This window comes from Massilia arenae (assembly GCF_008014745.1).
GTDB lineage: Bacteria > Pseudomonadota > Gammaproteobacteria > Burkholderiales > Burkholderiaceae_D > Telluria > Telluria arenae.
Genome location: NZ_VPFD01000014.1, coordinates 1 through 16,433 on the forward strand (window position 1 = coordinate 1; position 16,433 = coordinate 16,433).

The window sequence follows — 16,433 nt, forward strand, 5'->3', positions numbered from 1 at the left end:
TGCTGAACTATCTGAAGCTTTACAACCACCACATTCCGCAACGCGCCATCGGCAGCAAAACGCCCGTCCTCGCGCTCAAGGAATGGCAACAGAAGCGACCTGAGTTATTCGTTAAACGCGTTTATGATCAAACGGGACTCGACACCTAATTATTGCGGGTCGACTTTCTACAAAGCTAAATTAGGGTCAGAGTAGAATTATTGAGCAATTTCTCGCCGCCGCCGGCGAGTTCATTTACTTGCATCAATCAAAATCCACTCAAGCCCGTTATTTTCATCTGCAGATATTTTCTTTCCCCATCTATCGTAATAATGGGAATTGAAATATAACAGCGAGTAATTATCGAGGGACGTCAGCCTGCAATTTTCAAAAGTTGTCAAACAATTCGACTCTGACCCTAATTGTTGTGCAATTTCTTTTTAAAAACTTAAATTAGGGTCAGAGTCGAATTAAATGACAACACTCGAATATTGTCAAAGAATTCGACTCTGACCCTAATTGTTGGGAAATGGGATGTGGGACAGAAAGGCGGTTAGCCGAGCCAGAGGCGGTAGCCGACGCCGGTTTCGGTCAGCAGGTGACGCGGTTGGGCAGGGTCGGCTTCGAGCTTGTGGCGTAGGTGGCCCATGTAGATGCGCAGGTAGTGGCCGCTCTCGGCATGGCCTGGGCCCCATACGGCGCGCAGCAGTTGGGGGTTGGTCATCACGCGGCCGGCGTTGGCGGCCAGCACCGACAGCAGGCGGTATTCTGTTGGGGTCAGGTGCACGTGCTCGCCGTTGCGGGTGACTGCGCGGGCTTGCGGGTCGACTGTCACGTCGCCGAAGTGGATCGTATTGTCGCCAGCGGCGCCGGCCTGGCGCTGGCGGCGCAAGGTGGCGCGTACGCGTGCCAGCAGTTCGCCGGTGCCGAAGGGCTTGGTCAGATAGTCGTCGGCGCCGGCGTCGAGCGCGCGGATTTTTTCGCCTTCGGCCACGCGCGCCGACAGCACGATGATCGGCACCGTCGACCATTTGCGCACGTCCTGGATGAAGTCGATGCCGTCGCCGTCGGGCAGGCCCAGGTCGAGGACCACCAGGTCGGGGCGGCGCGTGCCGGCGTCGATCAGGCCGCGCCCCATGCTCACCGACTCGTGCACCTGCCAGCCTTCCTGCTCCAGGGCGGCGCGCACGAAGCGGCGGATGTGCGGTTCGTCCTCGACCAGCAAGGCGCAGGGGGCGTCAGTCATCGTCTCTTTCCATCGAAGGCATGTCAAACGCGGGTGGCGTGCCGGCCGGCAGCGAGAACACGAGGCCGGCGCCGCCCAGCGGCGAGTCGCAGGCCCGGATCGTGCCGCCGTGCGCCTCCACGATCGCGCGGCAAATCGCCAGGCCAAGACCCACGCCGGGCAAGGCCGATTCGCGTTCGCCGCGCGTGAATTTCTCGAAAATCGCTTCTTCGCTGCCGGGGCGCAGGCCCGGACCGTCGTCGTAGACCGTGACGTCGATCCAGGCACCGCGCCGGCTGGCTGCGATCTCGATGCGCGCGCCGCTCGGCGTGTATTTTGCGGCATTCTCGACCAGGTTGCACAGCACCCGCTCGATCAGCACCGCGTCGAATCTGACAAGGGGTATATCTTGCTGCAGACGCACCGTGACCGTGTGGCCGCGCAAGGCGGCGCCGCAGGCGCGCAGCGCGCTGCCGACCACTTCTTCCAGCGCCTGCCATTCGAGGTTGAAGCGCACTTCCCCGCTCTCGATGCGCGCCATGTCGAGCAGGTTGGCGACCAGGGTGCCCATGCGCACCGCTTCGTCGTGCAGCGACTGCGCCAGCGCCCGTGGCGACTCCGGCAAGGCCTCGCCGCGCAGCAGCGATTCCGACAGCCCGACCAGGGCCGTCAATGGCGTGCGCAGGTCGTGCGACAGCGCCGCCAGCAGCGAGTTGCGCAGGCGCTCGGAGGCCATGTTCACCAGCGCGGCCTGGGCCACCTCAACGTAGTGCACACGCTCGAGCGCGATCGCGGCCAGCGCCGCCAGTGCGTCGAGCTGGCGGCGCTGCTCGGGCGCCAGCACCCAGCGTCCGCCTTCCGGCGCGATCGCCAGCACGCCGCGGGTGCGCATCGGCGCCACCAGCGGCAGGTAGAACAGGGCGCTGGCCGGCAAGGTGTCGGTGCCCAGGCCGGCCGGCTGCGCGTGGTCGAAGGCCCACTGCGCCACGCCCGGATCGACGTGCGCAGGCAGCGGCGCGGCCGGACCGCCATCGTCCGCCGGCGGCATGCCGAGCCGCCCTTCCGCATCCGGCAGCAGCAGGGTGGCATGCGCGCCGAAGGCGTTCTGGATCACGGCGCGGCTCGATTCGAATACCTGCGAGGCCGCCAGCACGCCGGACAGCTCGCGCGCGAACTCGTACAGCGCGCGCACCCGCCGTTCGCGCTCGCTGGCGGCGCGCGCCTGGAAGCGCAGGCCGGCGGCCAGGTGGCCGCTGATCAGGCCCACCGCCAGCATCACGCCGAAGGTGACCAGGTACTGGACGTCGGTGACTGCGAAATCGAAGCGCGGCGGCACGAAGAAGAAGTCGAAGGCGGCCACGCCGACGCAGGTGGCAGTGACCGACGGCGCGCGCCCGAAGCGGATCGCCGTCAACAACACCACCAGCAGGAACAGCATGACGATGTTGACCGGGTCGAGCCAAGGTCGCAGCGGGGTGGCCAGGATCGCCGTCAGGATGCTGGCGCCGGCTGCCAGCAAGTGAGGCAACAGTGGCGGCCGTGGTCGCACGGCTGCGTCCTGCATAGCTGCGGGCGCAGGCGTCAGCGCCGGCGGCACCGCCGGCTGGCCGATCTCGATCAGGTCGATGCCGGGCGCCTTGCGCGCCAGGCGCCGCGCCGTACGCGCGCGCCACGGCGACGGGGCACGGCCCAGCGCGATGCGCGACAGGTTGTGGTCGCGCGCATATTCGAGCGTGATGGCCGCGACGTCGTCACCCGACAGCACCGCCGTCGTGGCGCCCAGGCTGTCGGCCAGCGCAAGCGTGTCGAGCATGCCCTGGCGCGCTGCATCCGGCATCCTGGCCAGGCGCGGTGTCTCCACATACACCGCATGCCAGCCGGCGCCGAGCTGGGATGCCATGCGCGCGCCGCTCCTCACCACATGCTCGGCAAGCGGTCCCGGCCCGACGCACACCAGGAGGCCGGCGCCGGTCTTCCAGATCGCATCGATCGACTGCTGCTCGCGCCAGGCGCGCACATCGCCCTCGACCCGGTCGGCGGTGCGGCGCAGCGCCAGTTCGCGCAGCGCGATCAGGTTGCCCTTCCTGAAAAAATTGCCGGCCGCGCGTTCGGCCTGCTGCGGCTGGTAAACCTTACCCTCCTTCAGGCGCGCCAGCAGGGCGTCGGCCGGCAGGTCGACCATGATCACCTCGTCGGCCGCGTCGAACACCCGATCCGGTACCGTCTCGGCGACGCGGATGCCGGCAATGCCGCCGACCACATCGTTCAGGCTTTCCAGGTGCTGGACGTTGACCGTGGTGAGCACGTCGATGCCGGCATCGAGCAGTTCCTCGACGTCTTGCCAACGCTTGGGATGGCGCGAGCCGGGCGCGTTCGAATGCGCCAGCTCGTCGACCAGGATGATGCCGGGCGCGCGTTCGAGCGCGGCGTCGAGGTCGAATGCATCGAGCTGCCGGCCGCGGTAGTCGATGCGGCGCCGCGGCAGCAGCTCAAGGCCATCGAGCAGGCGCGCCGTCTCCGTACGGCCGTGGGTCTCGATCACGCCGACCAGCGGCGCCTTGCCTTCCGCCTGCAGTTTTCTCGCTTCCTGCAGCATGGCGTAGGTCTTGCCGACGCCGGCCGAGGCGCCGAAATAGATGCGCAGGCGGCCGCGCGCGGCGCGCCGCTCGTCCTCGCGCATCTGGGCAAGCAAGGCGTCGGGGTCGGGTCGCTGTTGGTCGTGCGGCATGGTTCAGCGAGTATGCCCGCTTTCGGCGTCCAAGGCCATGTTCAGGGCCAGCACATTGACGCGCGCCTCGCCGAACAGGCCCAGGAAAGGCCGCGCGCTGTGCTCTTCGACCAGGGCGCCGACCCGCGCCGCCGGCAACTGGCGCGCACGCGCCACCCGCGCCGCCTGGTAGCGTGCGGCGGCCACGCTGATCTCGGGATCGAGGCCGCTGGCCGAGCTGGTGGCCAGGTCGACCGGCACCGGCGCCGTATTGCCCGGATCGAGCGCGCGCAGCGCCGCGATGCGGCCCTTGACGGCTTCTTGCAGGGCGGGATTGAGCGGGCCCTGGTTCGAGCCGCCGGAGCCGCCGCCGTTATTGGCTATCGGCGCGGTGGCCGAAGGGCGGCCCCAGAAGTAGCCGGGTGCGCTGAACGCCTGGCCGATCAGGCGCGATCCGACCACCTGGCCGTCCTTCTCGACCAGGCTGCCATTGGCCTGGGCCGGAAACGCGGCCTGGGCCACGCCGGTAACCAGCAGCGGATACAGCACGCCGCAGGCCAGGGTGAGCGCCGCGAACAGCACGAGCGCGGGGCGAAGAATCGATTGCATGACAACTCCTTACGTCAGGTTGAAGGCGGCGAGCGCCAGGTCGATCAGCTTGATGCCGGCGAATGGCAGCAGCAGGCCGCCCAGGCCATACACCAGCATGTTCCGGCGCAGCAGCGCGGCCGCGCCGATCGCGCGGTAACGTACCCCGCGCAGCGCCAGCGGAATCAGGAACACGATGATCAGGGCATTGAAGATCACGGCCGACATGATCGCGGACGCCGGGCTGGCCAGCCCCATGACGTTGAGCGCGTCCAGGCTCGGATAGGTGGCCACGAACATGGCCGGCACGATCGCGAAATACTTGGCGATGTCGTTCGAGATCGAGAATGTGGTGAGCGCGCCGCGCGTCATCAGCATCTGCTTGCCGATCTCGACGATCTCGAGCAGCTTGGTCGGATTCGAATCCAGGTCGACCATATTGCCGGCCTCCTTCGCCGCCTGGGTGCCCGAGTTCATCGCCACCGCGACGTCGGCCTGGGCCAGCGCCGGGGCGTCGTTGGTGCCGTCGCCCGTCATCGCCACCAGTTTTCCTTCCGCCTGGTAGCGGCGGATCAGGGCCAGTTTCTCTTCGGGCGTGGCTTCGGCGATGAAGTCATCGACACCCGCCTCGGCCGCAATCGCCGCCGCCGTCAGCTTGTTGTCGCCGGTGACCATCACGGTCTTGACGCCCATGCGGCGCAGCTCGGCGAAGCGCTCGCGGATGCCGCCCTTGACCACGTCCTTGAGTTCGACCACGCCCATCACGCGCGCGCCGTCGGCCACCACCAGCGGCGTGCTGCCGCGGCGCGAGGCCTCGTCGACGCTGCGTTCGACGTCGCCGGGCCAGGCGGCGCCCATGGACTCGATATGCCGCCGAATTGCCGAGGCAGCGCCTTTGCGGATTTGACGCTCTCCCAAATCGACGCCACTCATTCGGGTCTGCGCCGTGAACGGCACGAACACCGCGCCCATTGCCTCCATCGCCCGCTCGCGGATATTGAAACGGTTCTTGGCCAGCACCACGATGCTGCGGCCTTCCGGCGTCTCGTCGGCCAGCGAGGCCAGTTGCGCCACGTCGGCCAGTTCTTCCTCAGTCACGCCCGGCGCCGGCAGGAAGGCGGCGGCCTGGCGGTTGCCGAAGGTGATGGTGCCGGTCTTGTCGAGCAGGAGCACGTCGACGTCGCCCGCCGCTTCCACCGCACGGCCCGAGGTCGCGATCACATTGGCCTGCAACATGCGGCTCATGCCGGCCACGCCGATGGCCGACAGCAGGCCGCCGATGGTGGTCGGGATCAGGCATACCAGCAGCGCCACCAGCGCGGTGATGGTCACCGCCTGGCCGCTGCCCTGGGCCTGCACCGCGAAGATCGAGAATGGCAGCAGGGTCACGGTCACGACCAAAAACACGATCGTCAGGGCCACCAGCAGGATCTCCAGCGCGATCTCGTTCGGCGTCTTCTTGCGCGCCGCGCCTTCGACCATGCCGATCATGCGGTCGAGGAAGGTCTCGCCCGGGTTGGCCGAGACGCGCACCACCAGCCAGTCGGACAGCACGCGGGTGCCGCCGGTGACGGCGCAGAAGTCGCCGCCCGATTCGCGGATCACGGGCGCCGATTCGCCGGTGATGGCGCTCTCGTCGACCGAGGCGACGCCATCGACCACTTCGCCGTCCACCGGGATCACGTCGCCCGCCTCGACCAGGAAGAACATCCCCTTGCGCAGCTCATCCGATTTGCAGGCCTGCCACGGCGCGCCATGCTTCGGATTGGCCAGCTTCTTGGCCGTGACGGTCTGGCGCAGGCTGCGCAGCGAGGCCGCTTGCGCCTTGCTGCGGCCTTCGGCCAGCGCCTCGGCGAAGTTCGCGAACAGCACCGTGAACCACAGCCAGACGGCGGTGGCCAGGATGAAGCCGGCGGGTGCTTCGCCCTGCCCGGCCAGCGCCTGGAACCACAGCAGGGTCGTGATGATGCTGCCGATGTAGACCACGAACATCACGGGGCTGCGCAGCTGGGTGCGTGGATGGAGCTTGCGCACCGAATCGATCATCGCCGGCCAGACCAGCGTGGAATCGAACAGGCTCAGGGAGCCACGTGGCGCCTGGGTGGGGCTTTGGGAAATCGAATTTTCCATATCATTCTCCGAACAGCTGGAGGTGCTCGACCACCGGTCCGAGCGCCAGGGCCGGGACGTAGTTGAGGACACCGACCAGCACGACGACGACGGCGAGCATGCCGACGAACATGGGGCCGTGGGTAGGCAGGGTGCCGGGGGTGGCGGGCAGGCGCTGGCGTGCTGCCAGCGAGCCGGCGATCGCCAGCACCGGCACGATCACCGCGAAGCGGCCGAACCACATCGCCACGCCCAGCAAGGTGTTATAGAAAGGCGTGTTGGCGGACAGGCCGGCGAAGGCGCTGCCATTGTTGTTGGCGGCGGACGTCAGCGCATACAGGATCTCCGAGAAGCCGTGCGCGCCCGGATTGGACACGCCGACCGTGCCCGTTGCCGAGGTCACCGCCAGCGCGGTGCCCAGCAAGACCAGGCAGGGCGTGACCAGGATGACCAGCGCCGCCATCTTCATCTCGTAGGCCTGGATCTTCTTGCCCAGGTATTCCGGCGTGCGGCCGATCATCAGGCCGGCGATGAACACCGCCAGGATCGCGAACACCAGCATGCCGTAAAGGCCCGAGCCGACGCCGCCAAAGATCACCTCGCCGAACTGCATCAGCACCATCGGCACCATGCCGCCCAAGGGCATGAAGGAATCGTGCATGGCGTTGACCGCGCCGCACGATGCGGCCGTGGTCACCACCGCGAACAGGCTCGAGGCGGCGATGCCGAAGCGGGTCTCCTTGCCTTCCATATTGCCGCCCGCCTGCAGGCTGCTCGCCACCTGGTCGACGCCCAGTGGAGTCAGTAGCGGATTGGCCTGCTGCTCGGCGGCGAACGCGGCGATGGCGGCGATGACGAACAGCAGCGTCATCGTCCCCAGCACGGCCCAGCCCTGGCGGATGTCGCCCACCATGTGGCCGAAGGTGAAGCACAGCGCGGCCGGGATCAGGAGGATGGCGATCATCTGCGCGAAGTTGGTCAGCGCATTCGGGTTCTCGAACGGGTGCGCGGAGTTGGCGTTGAAGTAGCCGCCGCCGTTCGTGCCCAGCATCTTGATCGCTTCCTGCGAAGCGACGGGGCCCATCGGGATCACCTGGGTCTCGGCACGCGCCTCGTTCGTCTCGACCGTATAGGTCACGGGTTCCAGCAGGCGCGCATCGACGTGGGCGGACAGGTTTTGCACCACGCCCTGCCCGGCCAGGAACACGGCCAGGATCACCGACAGCGGCAGCAGCACGTACAGGGTCGAGCGGGTCAGGTCGACCCAGAAGTTGCCGATCGCGCTGCTCGAACGGGCAGCGAAGCCACGGATCAGCGCGAACACGACGGCGATGCCGGTGGCGGCCGAGAAGAAGTTCTGGCCGGCCAGGCCCACCATCTGGGTCAGGATGCTCATGGTCTGCTCGCCGCTATAGCCCTGCCAGTTGGTATTGGCGACGAAGCTGATGGCGGTGTTGAAGCTGGAGTCCGGGCTGACGTTGGCCATGCCCTCGGGGTTGAGCGGCAGCCATGCCTGCACGCGCTGCAGGCCGTAGACGAAGAGCGCGCCGACGGCATTGAAGGCGATCAGCGCCAACGCATAGGCCTTCCAGTCCTGCCCGGCCGTGGCGGCAGGGCCGGCCAGGCGGTACAGCGCGCGCTCGATGCCGGCGGCCCAGCCCAGGCCAGGCACCGTGCCCTCCGCGGCGACGCGCGCGATGAAGCGGCCGAGCGGCCAGGCCAGCGCCAGGAGCACCAGCAGGAAGACGGCAAGGAGGACGATGAATTCGGTGGTCATCACAATTCCTCCGGCTTGAACAGGGCCACCAGCAGGTAGACCAGCAGCGCGGCAGCGGCCAGGCCGCCGATCACGTAGGAGAGATTCATGGCTTGCCTCCCGCTTGTGCGCAACCGGCCACCAGCAGGCAGGTCAGGCGAACGAAGATCAGGAGTGCGCCGAGGTAGATGAGGTCCATGGGCGTTCGCTTTCAGCGTTGTTGTTGTATGGTCGAGCGTAGCGACGCCGCCCTAAAAACGGGATAAAAAGGCGGCGGCGCCGTGTAAACGAGATGTAAACGCGATGTAAAACGGGCGTCAGAAGGTGCGGCTGACGGTCAGTTGCAGGGCGTCGCGACCGGTGAACTTGCCGTTGACCGGCGAGGCATAGGCCGACTTGCGCGCATTGGTGCCGATCCAGGCGGCGCTGACGGTGGCCCAATCGAACGAACGGCTCACGCCGATCTTCCAGTCGGTATAGTCGGAAGCCGGGTTGTTCTTCACTTCCTGGCGCCCGGCGTGCAGCTGAAGGGTGAAGCCGTTGCCGACGTCGAGATTGGCGCCGACGTCCAGATAGCCGCTGTTCTCGCTGTCGACGAAGCCGAACAGGTTGGTCGTCGCGTGCGAATACTTCAGGTAGGCCGGGCCATAGCCCAACTGGGCATAGACTTCGGTGGTGTGGGCATTGACCCAGCCCGGGAGCCGGCCCATGCCGTTGTCCGGATAAAAATAGCGCAGCACGCCGACGTCGTACGACAGTCCGGCCGAGAGCTCGCCGCGCTTGCCGCCGTAGACGTCGATCTCGACGTCACCGTCGCCGCCGGCGTCCTCGACCCACTTGATGGTCGAGGCCCAGGCGCCGGCATACCAGCCGGACGCATGGACGTAGTCGACGCCGCCCTGTAGCGCCGGGCGCAGGCGGGTCTGGGAGATGGCGCGGTAGCGGTAGTCGGAGGTGACCGCGGCGTTCCAGCTGACGGTGGATGCCGCAGCGGCGTCCTGGATTGCTTCGGTGGCCTGGGCCTGCGCGGCGCAGCCCGCCAGCGCCAGGATGGCGGCCAGCGCTTGAATCGGTGCTTTCATGTTTCCCTGCTCATGGTTGATGGAACCCGTGCAGGTTAGCGGCCAGGGCGTAAAAACCGGATATAAAGGCCGGCGCCGGATATCAACGCGCCGTAAACGCGCTCCTTGCTAGCCGCTGGCCAAGACATTTCATGCATCTCACATGAAATTTCAGGTAGGCAATTTCCATAGCTTGTTCGATAATTCCTGCCTACACCTCATCGACACTCACGCATGACGCAACGTATCCTTCGCACGACCCTCGCCCTCGCGTTCCTCGCCCTTGCCGGTTGTGGAGGCCAGGCCGATGCTCCCGCCTTGCAGACCATGTCCGGCGCCGCCGAATCGGTCGCGCCTTCGCAGCTGAGGCTGGGCACACCGCTCACCAACGACCAGGCACGGGCGGCACAAGGCTACCGGCCCGGCGTCGTCCACGAACGCCAGGAGGCCGCGCGGGTACTCGCCGAAGGCACTGCGCTGGTCATCGATACCCGCGACCGCGAACAGGTACGCCTCGTCTTCAACAATATCTACCGGGAGCCGACGCCGGCCCTTGCCTGGACCGGCAGCCACGCCGCCGGCATTCCCGGCACGACCAGCCCGGCGTTCAAGGCTGCCGTCATCCAGCGCGTGAACTGGTTCCGCGCAATGGCCGGACTGCGGGCGACGGTGCGGCTGTCGGACGCATACAGCGCCAAGGCGCAACACGCCGCGCTCATGATGAGCGTCGCCGGTCAACTCTCGCATACGCCTCCCCCCAGCTGGAAGTTCTATACGCAGGAAGGCGCCCAGGCAGCCAACGCCTCCAACCTGGCGCTCGGCATCCACGGACCGGACACGGTCGATGGATACATCCAGGATGACGGCGACAATAATGCCGCGGTCGGCCACCGCCGCTGGATCTTCCACCCGAACACCCTCGTCATGGGCACCGGCGACGTCCCGTCGGGCGCCATCGATGGCCGGCAGGTCGCCGCGTCGAACGCGCTGTGGGTGACCGATACCGACTACTGGGGGCCGCGCACCCCGGTGCGCGACGACTTCGTCGCCTGGCCAGCCAGCGGCTACGTGCCCTATTCCACCGTATACGAACGCTGGTCGCTGTCCTATCCGAATGCCGACTTCAGCCAGGCAAAGATATCGGTCACGCGCGACGGCGTCCCGGTCGGCCTCGCCATCGAGACGATCATTCCGGATGTCGGCGAGAACACGATCGTCTGGAAGATGCCGGTGATCGACGGCACGCGCAAGCATCCGCGGCCCACGGCCGACGTGCGTTACCGGGTCAGCGTTTCCAACGTCGTGGTAGCGCAGCGCGCGCGCAGCTTCGACTACGAGGTGACGGTGTTCGACCCGGCCGTCGCCACGCCCGGCAGGGCGCTGCCAGTGGCGTCCGCGCCGACGCTGGTCCGGGCCGGACAACCCTATACGGCGCGGATCGATGCGCTGCCGGGCGCCAGCGCCTACAGCCTGACCGAGTACCTGCGCACACCGCTCGCGGCGACGCGGGCAGCGCCGATCGACGCTGGCACCTGGACCACCGCCAACGGCGGACATCACGCCATCATCGACCGCGGCGCGCTGCGCTTCTACGTCGATGGCAACTGGGAGCCTCAGAGCGCCACGCTGAACAAGACGCTGTACGTCGCCTCCGGCGCCGCCAAGGTTCTGGTCACGAGGTCCATGGGACTGGCGACGAAAGATCAGGCGTTCCGGGTGCAGGCCTCGAGCGACGACGGCGCGAACTGGCGCGACCTCTACCAGGAGACCGGCCGCGACGTGCGCGGCCCCCTGACAGGCAAGTTGTCTGTAGCGCTCGACGACTATTCCGGAAAAATCGTCAAGCTGCGCCTCGTCGCCGATGCGTCCGGGCCGGCCTACGTCGGCGCCGACACCGGCTGGACCGTCAGCGAAGTCGGCTTCGAAGGCGTGGATGAACTTGGACAGGGACGCGAGCTGCGCAGCGCCAGCGGCGAGTTCACCCTCACGCCGGCGCGGGCCGGCAATTACCTGCTGCTGCCGCGCGCCGAGCTGCATGGCCTGTACGACACCGATGTCGGCCATCCGGCCCTCGTCGTCGTGGACGGCGCCGTGCTCACCGGCCCGCGCGCGGCCTATACGATCACGCGTCCGGGCGGCCTGCTGACCATCGTCGACAACTCGGGCCGCGACGGCACCCAGACCGTGCGCGATCCGTTCCGCCTGGACTTCACCGACGTGACGCTGGCGTTCGACGTGGACGGCAACGCCGGCCAGACCTATCGCCTGTATCGCGCCGCCTTCAACCGCACGCCGGACACCGGCGGGATCGCCTTCTGGATCCGTTCGATGGATGGCGGCCTGACGCTGGAAAACATGGCCCGCGATTTTTCACGCTCGGACGAATTCATCACGCTGTACGGCGCGGCGCCGACGCATTCCCAGATCATCACCGCGATCTACCGCAACGTGCTGAAGCGCCCACCGGACGAAGCCGGCGCGGCCTACTGGCTGCAGCATCTGGCCAATGGCATGCCGATCGAGCGCCTGCTGGTCGAGTTCAGCGAAAGCCCCGAGAACAAGAAGCAGGTGGCGGCCGAGATCGCGCTCGGGATCGCGTACCCGCGCCAATGACACTGGCAGGCGGCAGCCGGGCGCTGCCGCCGACAGGGGATCAGCGCGTTGGCTGGGCGCGCAGCCAGTCCATATACCTCGCCACGCCGCTGGCCACGTCGGTGAACGGTTCATCGTAGCCGGCCGCACGCAGCGCCGAGATGTCGGCCTGGGTGAAGCTCTGGTACTTGCCTTTCAGCTTGTCCGGGAACGGAAGGTATTCGAGCAGGCCACCATCGATGATCTGCTGCAGCGACAGCGCCGGCTTGCCTTCGTTGGCCAGGGCGTTGACGGTGGCCACGGCCAGGTCGTTGAACGGTTGCGCGCGGCCGGTGCCGAGGTTGAAGATGCCGCGTTTGTCCGGGTGATCGAGGAAGAACAGGTTGACCTTGACCACGTCTTCCACGTAGATGAAGTCGCGCATCTGGGCGCCGGCCTCATACCCCTCGTTGGCGCCGAACAGTCTGACCTTGCCGTCCTTGAGGAACTGGTGGTACTGGTGGAACGGCACCGACGCCATCGTGCCCTTGTGCCCTTCGAGCGGACCGTAGACGTTGAAGTAGCGCAGGCCGACCACCTGGCTGCCGGCGTCCTGGCCCTTGGCCTGCCAGTAGCGGCGCAGGTACTGGTCGAACAGGAATTTCGAGTAGCCGTAGACGTTGAGCGGGCGTTCGAGCGGACGCTCTTCGCGGAACACGGTGCCGGCGCCGTAGACGGCGGCCGACGAGGCGTAGATGAAGGGGATGCCCTGGCGCTGGCAGAATTCGAACAGGGCGACCGTGTAGTCGTAGTTGTTCTTCATCATGTAGCGGCCGTCGGTCTCCATCGTGTTGGAGCAGGCGCCCTGGTGCAGCACGGCGGTGAACTTGTTGTCGAATTCGCCCGCCTTCAGGCGCACCAGAAAGTCTTCTTTGTCGGCATAGTCGGCGATCTCGGCGTCGACGATGTTGTGGAATTTCTCGGGACGCGACATATTGTCGACGGCGAAGACGCTGAACGGCTCGCGCTGCGACAGCGCATGCACGAGGTTCGCGCCGATGAAGCCTGCTGCGCCGGTAACCAGAATCATAATTAAGTCCTCTTCAAATTAGCCGCGCACTCAAGCGCCGGCAAGCATGGTTTGCAAGGGCTGCCACACGTCGGCCGGCAGAATCTGCTTCATGCAGTTCTGGTGCCCCAGTGGGCATTCGCGCTGCTGGCATGGCGAGCATTCGATGTGCAGCCACAGGATCTGCGCCAGTTGCGACAGCGGCGGCGTGTGGCGCGGGTCGGTCGGGCCATAGATCGCCACCACCGGCCGCCCCAGGGCGGCGCCGATGTGCATCAGGCCCGAATCGTTGGTGACCACGGCGGCGGCGCGCGCGATCAGCGCGATCGCTTCACTCAGCGACGTCGAGCCGGCCAGGTTGTGCGCCTGCGGCACGATGGCCGTGATCTCGTCGCACACCGCGCGGTCCTTCGGAGAGCCGAGCAGCAGGATCTGCGCATCCGGGCGATTGGCCAGGATGGTCCGGGCCAGCTCGGCGAAATACGACGATGGCCAGCGCTTGGCCGGGCCGAATTCGGCGCCCGGCGCGAACGCAACCAGGACGCCCGCCGGCAGCTGGAGGCGCGCGATCGCGGCCTCGGCTTCGCCCGCGGCGACCGTCATGACCGGTTCCGGCAAGCGTTCCGGGCGTGGCAAGTGTCGCACCGGCGCGTCGGCCAGCGCCTGGTAGAACTGGGCCATCGGGCGCGGCGCCGTCTTGTCGTCGTGGTGCATCACATTGACCAGGCCATAGCGCATCTCGCCCTTGTAGCCGACCCGTTTCGGGATACCGGCCAGCCAGGGGATGAGCGCGAATTTCAAGGTATTGGGCAGCACGTAGGAGTCGGCATAGCCGCGCGCCTTGAGCATCTTCGCGAAGGCCTTGCGCTCCTTCCACTGCAGCGCACCGTGCTTGAACGGCGACTCGATCACGGTGTCGACTTCCGCCATCGCGCGCCAGACGGGCGCCACCCAGGTCGGGGCCAGCACGTCGATCGGCCGCCCCGGCGCGAGCTCCTTGAGCCGGCGCAGCAGCGGCTGGGCCATCACGGCGTCGCCGATCCAGTTCGGGGAAATCACAAGGGTGCGCAACATGGTGTTCTTCAGGTGGTGTGCCAACCCACGATTATAGCAATCGCGGCCGATTCAGCATTCCTCCAGGCGCCAGCCCGTGTCCAGCGCGGCCAGACAGTGGGTCAGCCCGATGCGCTCCAGGAACACCCGGTCGTGCGACACCACCACCAGCGCGCCGCGGTAATCGCCCAGCATCGCCTCCAGTGCCGCCAGCGAAGCCAGGTCGAGGTGGTTGCTCGGCTCATCCAGCAACAGCAGCGCCGGTGGCGTGTCAGCATACAGCGCGCAGGCCAGGGCCGCCTTCAGGCGCTCGCCGCCGCTCAGCAGGCCGGCCGGCTGGGTGATCGTGCGCGCGTCCAGGCCCAGCTGGACCAGCCAGGTGCGCAGCATGTCCTGCCCGGCGCTGCGATTCACGTCCAGCAGCTGGTCCAGGGTCGGGCGGCGCGGATCGAGGCTGCCCAGCTGCTGGTCGAGGTAGGCCACCTGCTCCGGCAGGCTGCGCTCGCCCGCGACCGGATCGAGCCGTCCCGCCAGCACCTTGAGCAAGGTCGACTTGCCGCTGCCGTTCGGGCCGACCAGGCCCACCCGCTGGCGACCCGTCAGGATCAGATCGATGCGGGCCAGAGGCGGCGCGACCCAGGGCAGCACGACCGCCTCGAGCTGCGCAACACGGCGCTGAGCCGCGCCTTCGACGCCGGCAGCGTGGATGCGCACGGCGCCATCGCCGGCCACCCGCTGCGCGGCATCGCGCATGCGCTCGACCTGTCCGGCGCGCGCGGTATCGTGCTGCTGGCGCAGGCGGCCGGCGCTGCCTTCGCTACGGTCCTTGCCGCGACCGAGCAGGATGGCGGCCTGGTTGGCTTCTTTCGCATCGCTGTTGCCGCGCGCCTGGCGCCGCTCCTGGCGTTCGCGCTGCGTGCGCCGCGCTTCGTCGTCGCGCCTGAGTTCCCGGCGCGCGTGCTCGAGCGCGCCCTGCGCCGCATCCTGCTCCTGGCGGCGCGCCTCTTCATAGAACGCGTAATTTCCGCCATAGCTGCGCAGGCCGTCGCCGGAGAGTTCGACGATGCGCTCCATGGCATCGAGCAGTTCGCGGTCGTGGCTGATCACCAGCAGGCCTTTCGGCCAGGCCTGCAGCTGGCGCAGCAGGGCCTGGCGGCTGGCGCCATCGAGGTGGTTGCTCGGCTCGTCGAGGATCAGGAAGTCTGGATCGAACAGGGTGGCGCCAATCAGCGCCACCCGCATCGCCTCGCCGCCACTAAGGGCGGCAACCGGCGTGTCGAGGTCGACCTGCGGCAGGCCGTGCGCCTGGCAGGCCTGGCGCAGGCGGGCGGCGATGTCCCAGTGCTCGCCCACGGCATCGAAATCGCGCGGGTCGACGCTGCCGGCCTCAATGCGCGCCAGGGCGGCAACGATCGCCTCGATGCCCGCCAGCACGGCTATCGACGCCGCCGCGCCGCTGCCCGCCTGCTGCGAGAGATAAGATACGCGCCCGCTGCGCAGGCACTGGCCGGATGTGGGCGCCAGCTCGCCGGCCAGCAGGCGCGCCAGCATCGACTTGCCCACACCGTTGCGTCCCACCAGGCCGGTGCGGCGCAGGTCGAACTGGTGATGCAGGTCTGAAAACAGGGCTCTGCCGTCGGGCAGATACAGGGAAACGCCGTCGAGCGCTAGAATGGTATGCGTCATATGCAAGACTCCAAGGATGCCTGGACACTTCCACAGCCTGGCTGGGAAGACCGGAAAAATGGCATCGATGAGGTATTACACGTGCGCGCTCCTTGGGATTAGCGACCAATAGTAGCAGGATTGGTCTGACAGGACAAATTGACCACCCGTGCGCACCGCCGCGTCAGCAGGACTATAATTTTCACATGCACAGGCTCCGAACAACCCGAACGCTGTATGGCTGGACCGTCCTCCTGGCGTTCCTGTTCGGCCTGTTCGTGCCTGCAATTTCGCATGCCGTGGCCCACGCCACCCAGCAGCCGGCAGCGGCCTGGATCACCGAGATCTGCAGCGCCAGCGGCGCCCGCCACGTGATGGTGATCGACGATGCGGCGCAGACCGACACGCCGGCGGTGCCGGACATGTCGCACTGCGAGCTGTGCTGCTCGCACCAGCTCCCGCAACTGGCCCCGCCGTTGCAGCCGGTGCCCGTGCTTGCCCTCGACCGCGAGCGCGACCCCTACCCTCCCCTGTTCTACCGCGCGCCGCGCGCGCAGCACGCCTGGACGCCCACGCAGTCGCGCGGGCCGCCGTCTTCGCTTTCCTGATTCGCCCCTAATACAACGATGTCCGGCGACGCATGCGATGCG

At 67.2% G+C, this 16,433-nt stretch carries 12 protein-coding genes and 1 pseudogene; 3 read left to right on the plus strand and 10 right to left on the minus strand.

Annotated features, from left to right (window positions below; translation table 11 throughout):
* Window positions 1-149, plus strand: a pseudogene (locus tag FVD38_RS26865) (IS481 family transposase); the annotation flags it as partial.
* Between the two features lie 383 nt (window positions 150-532).
* On the opposite strand, the gene kdpE reads toward FVD38_RS26865, so the two are convergent.
* The 7 genes from kdpE to FVD38_RS13335 all read right to left on the minus strand — a co-directional run bounded on the left by kdpE (window position 533) and on the right by FVD38_RS13335 (window position 9,446).
* The gene (gene kdpE / locus FVD38_RS13305) at window positions 533-1,225 is read right to left on the minus strand and encodes a two-component system response regulator KdpE (protein WP_147935248.1); all 693 of its coding nucleotides are present in this window, start codon (window positions 1,223-1,225) and stop codon (window positions 533-535) included.
* Window positions 1,218-3,932: a DUF4118 domain-containing protein gene (locus tag FVD38_RS13310; protein WP_147935249.1), complete on the minus strand. Its 2,715-nt coding sequence runs from the start codon at window positions 3,930-3,932 to the stop codon at window positions 1,218-1,220. The genes kdpE and FVD38_RS13310 overlap by 8 nt, the downstream gene beginning before the upstream one ends.
* A gap of 3 nt (window positions 3,933-3,935) precedes the next feature.
* The gene (kdpC, locus tag FVD38_RS13315; RefSeq protein ID WP_147935250.1) at window positions 3,936-4,520 is read right to left on the minus strand and encodes a potassium-transporting ATPase subunit KdpC; all 585 of its coding nucleotides are present in this window, start codon (window positions 4,518-4,520) and stop codon (window positions 3,936-3,938) included.
* Window positions 4,521-4,529: 9 nt separating this feature from the next.
* A complete protein-coding gene (gene kdpB, locus FVD38_RS13320; protein WP_147935251.1) occupies window positions 4,530-6,629 on the minus strand; it encodes a potassium-transporting ATPase subunit KdpB in 2,100 nt (699 codons plus the stop codon).
* A gap of 1 nt (window position 6,630) precedes the next feature.
* Window positions 6,631-8,385, minus strand: coding sequence for a potassium-transporting ATPase subunit KdpA (gene kdpA / locus FVD38_RS13325; protein WP_147935252.1), 1,755 nt, complete (start codon window positions 8,383-8,385; stop codon window positions 6,631-6,633).
* Window positions 8,385-8,474 carry a K(+)-transporting ATPase subunit F gene (gene kdpF, locus FVD38_RS13330; protein ID WP_005668695.1) on the minus strand — a complete coding sequence of 30 codons (90 nt, stop codon included), beginning with the start codon at window positions 8,472-8,474 and terminating at the stop codon, window positions 8,385-8,387. The genes kdpA and kdpF overlap by 1 nt, the downstream gene beginning before the upstream one ends.
* 207 nt (window positions 8,475-8,681) lie before the next feature.
* Window positions 8,682-9,446, minus strand: a complete 765-nt coding sequence (locus FVD38_RS13335) for a TorF family putative porin (RefSeq protein ID WP_147935253.1) — start codon at window positions 9,444-9,446, stop codon at window positions 8,682-8,684.
* Window positions 9,447-9,659: 213 nt separating this feature from the next.
* On the opposite strand from FVD38_RS13335, the gene FVD38_RS13340 reads away from it, so the two are divergent.
* The gene (locus FVD38_RS13340) at window positions 9,660-12,038 is read left to right on the plus strand and encodes a DUF4214 domain-containing protein (protein WP_147935254.1); all 2,379 of its coding nucleotides are present in this window, start codon (window positions 9,660-9,662) and stop codon (window positions 12,036-12,038) included.
* 40 nt (window positions 12,039-12,078) lie between these two features.
* Here the strand turns inward: FVD38_RS13340 and rfaD are convergent, their stop codons facing one another.
* The 3 genes from rfaD to FVD38_RS13355 are packed head-to-tail and all read right to left on the minus strand — an operon-like array spanning window position 12,079 to window position 15,804.
* A complete protein-coding gene (gene rfaD / locus FVD38_RS13345) occupies window positions 12,079-13,089 on the minus strand; it encodes an ADP-glyceromanno-heptose 6-epimerase (RefSeq protein ID WP_147935255.1) in 1,011 nt (336 codons plus the stop codon).
* Between the two features lie 27 nt (window positions 13,090-13,116).
* Complete coding sequence (gene waaF / locus FVD38_RS13350; protein WP_147935256.1) at window positions 13,117-14,139, minus strand: lipopolysaccharide heptosyltransferase II; 1,023 nt, start codon at window positions 14,137-14,139, stop codon at window positions 13,117-13,119.
* 51 nt (window positions 14,140-14,190) lie between these two features.
* A complete protein-coding gene (locus FVD38_RS13355) occupies window positions 14,191-15,804 on the minus strand; it encodes an ABC-F family ATP-binding cassette domain-containing protein (protein ID WP_147935257.1) in 1,614 nt (537 codons plus the stop codon).
* A gap of 185 nt (window positions 15,805-15,989) precedes the next feature.
* On the opposite strand from FVD38_RS13355, the gene FVD38_RS13360 reads away from it, so the two are divergent.
* On the plus strand, window positions 15,990-16,391 hold the full coding sequence (locus tag FVD38_RS13360) for a DUF2946 domain-containing protein (RefSeq protein ID WP_187271578.1): 402 nt from the start codon (window positions 15,990-15,992) through the stop codon (window positions 16,389-16,391).
* The last annotated feature ends 42 nt before the right edge of the window (window positions 16,392-16,433 follow it).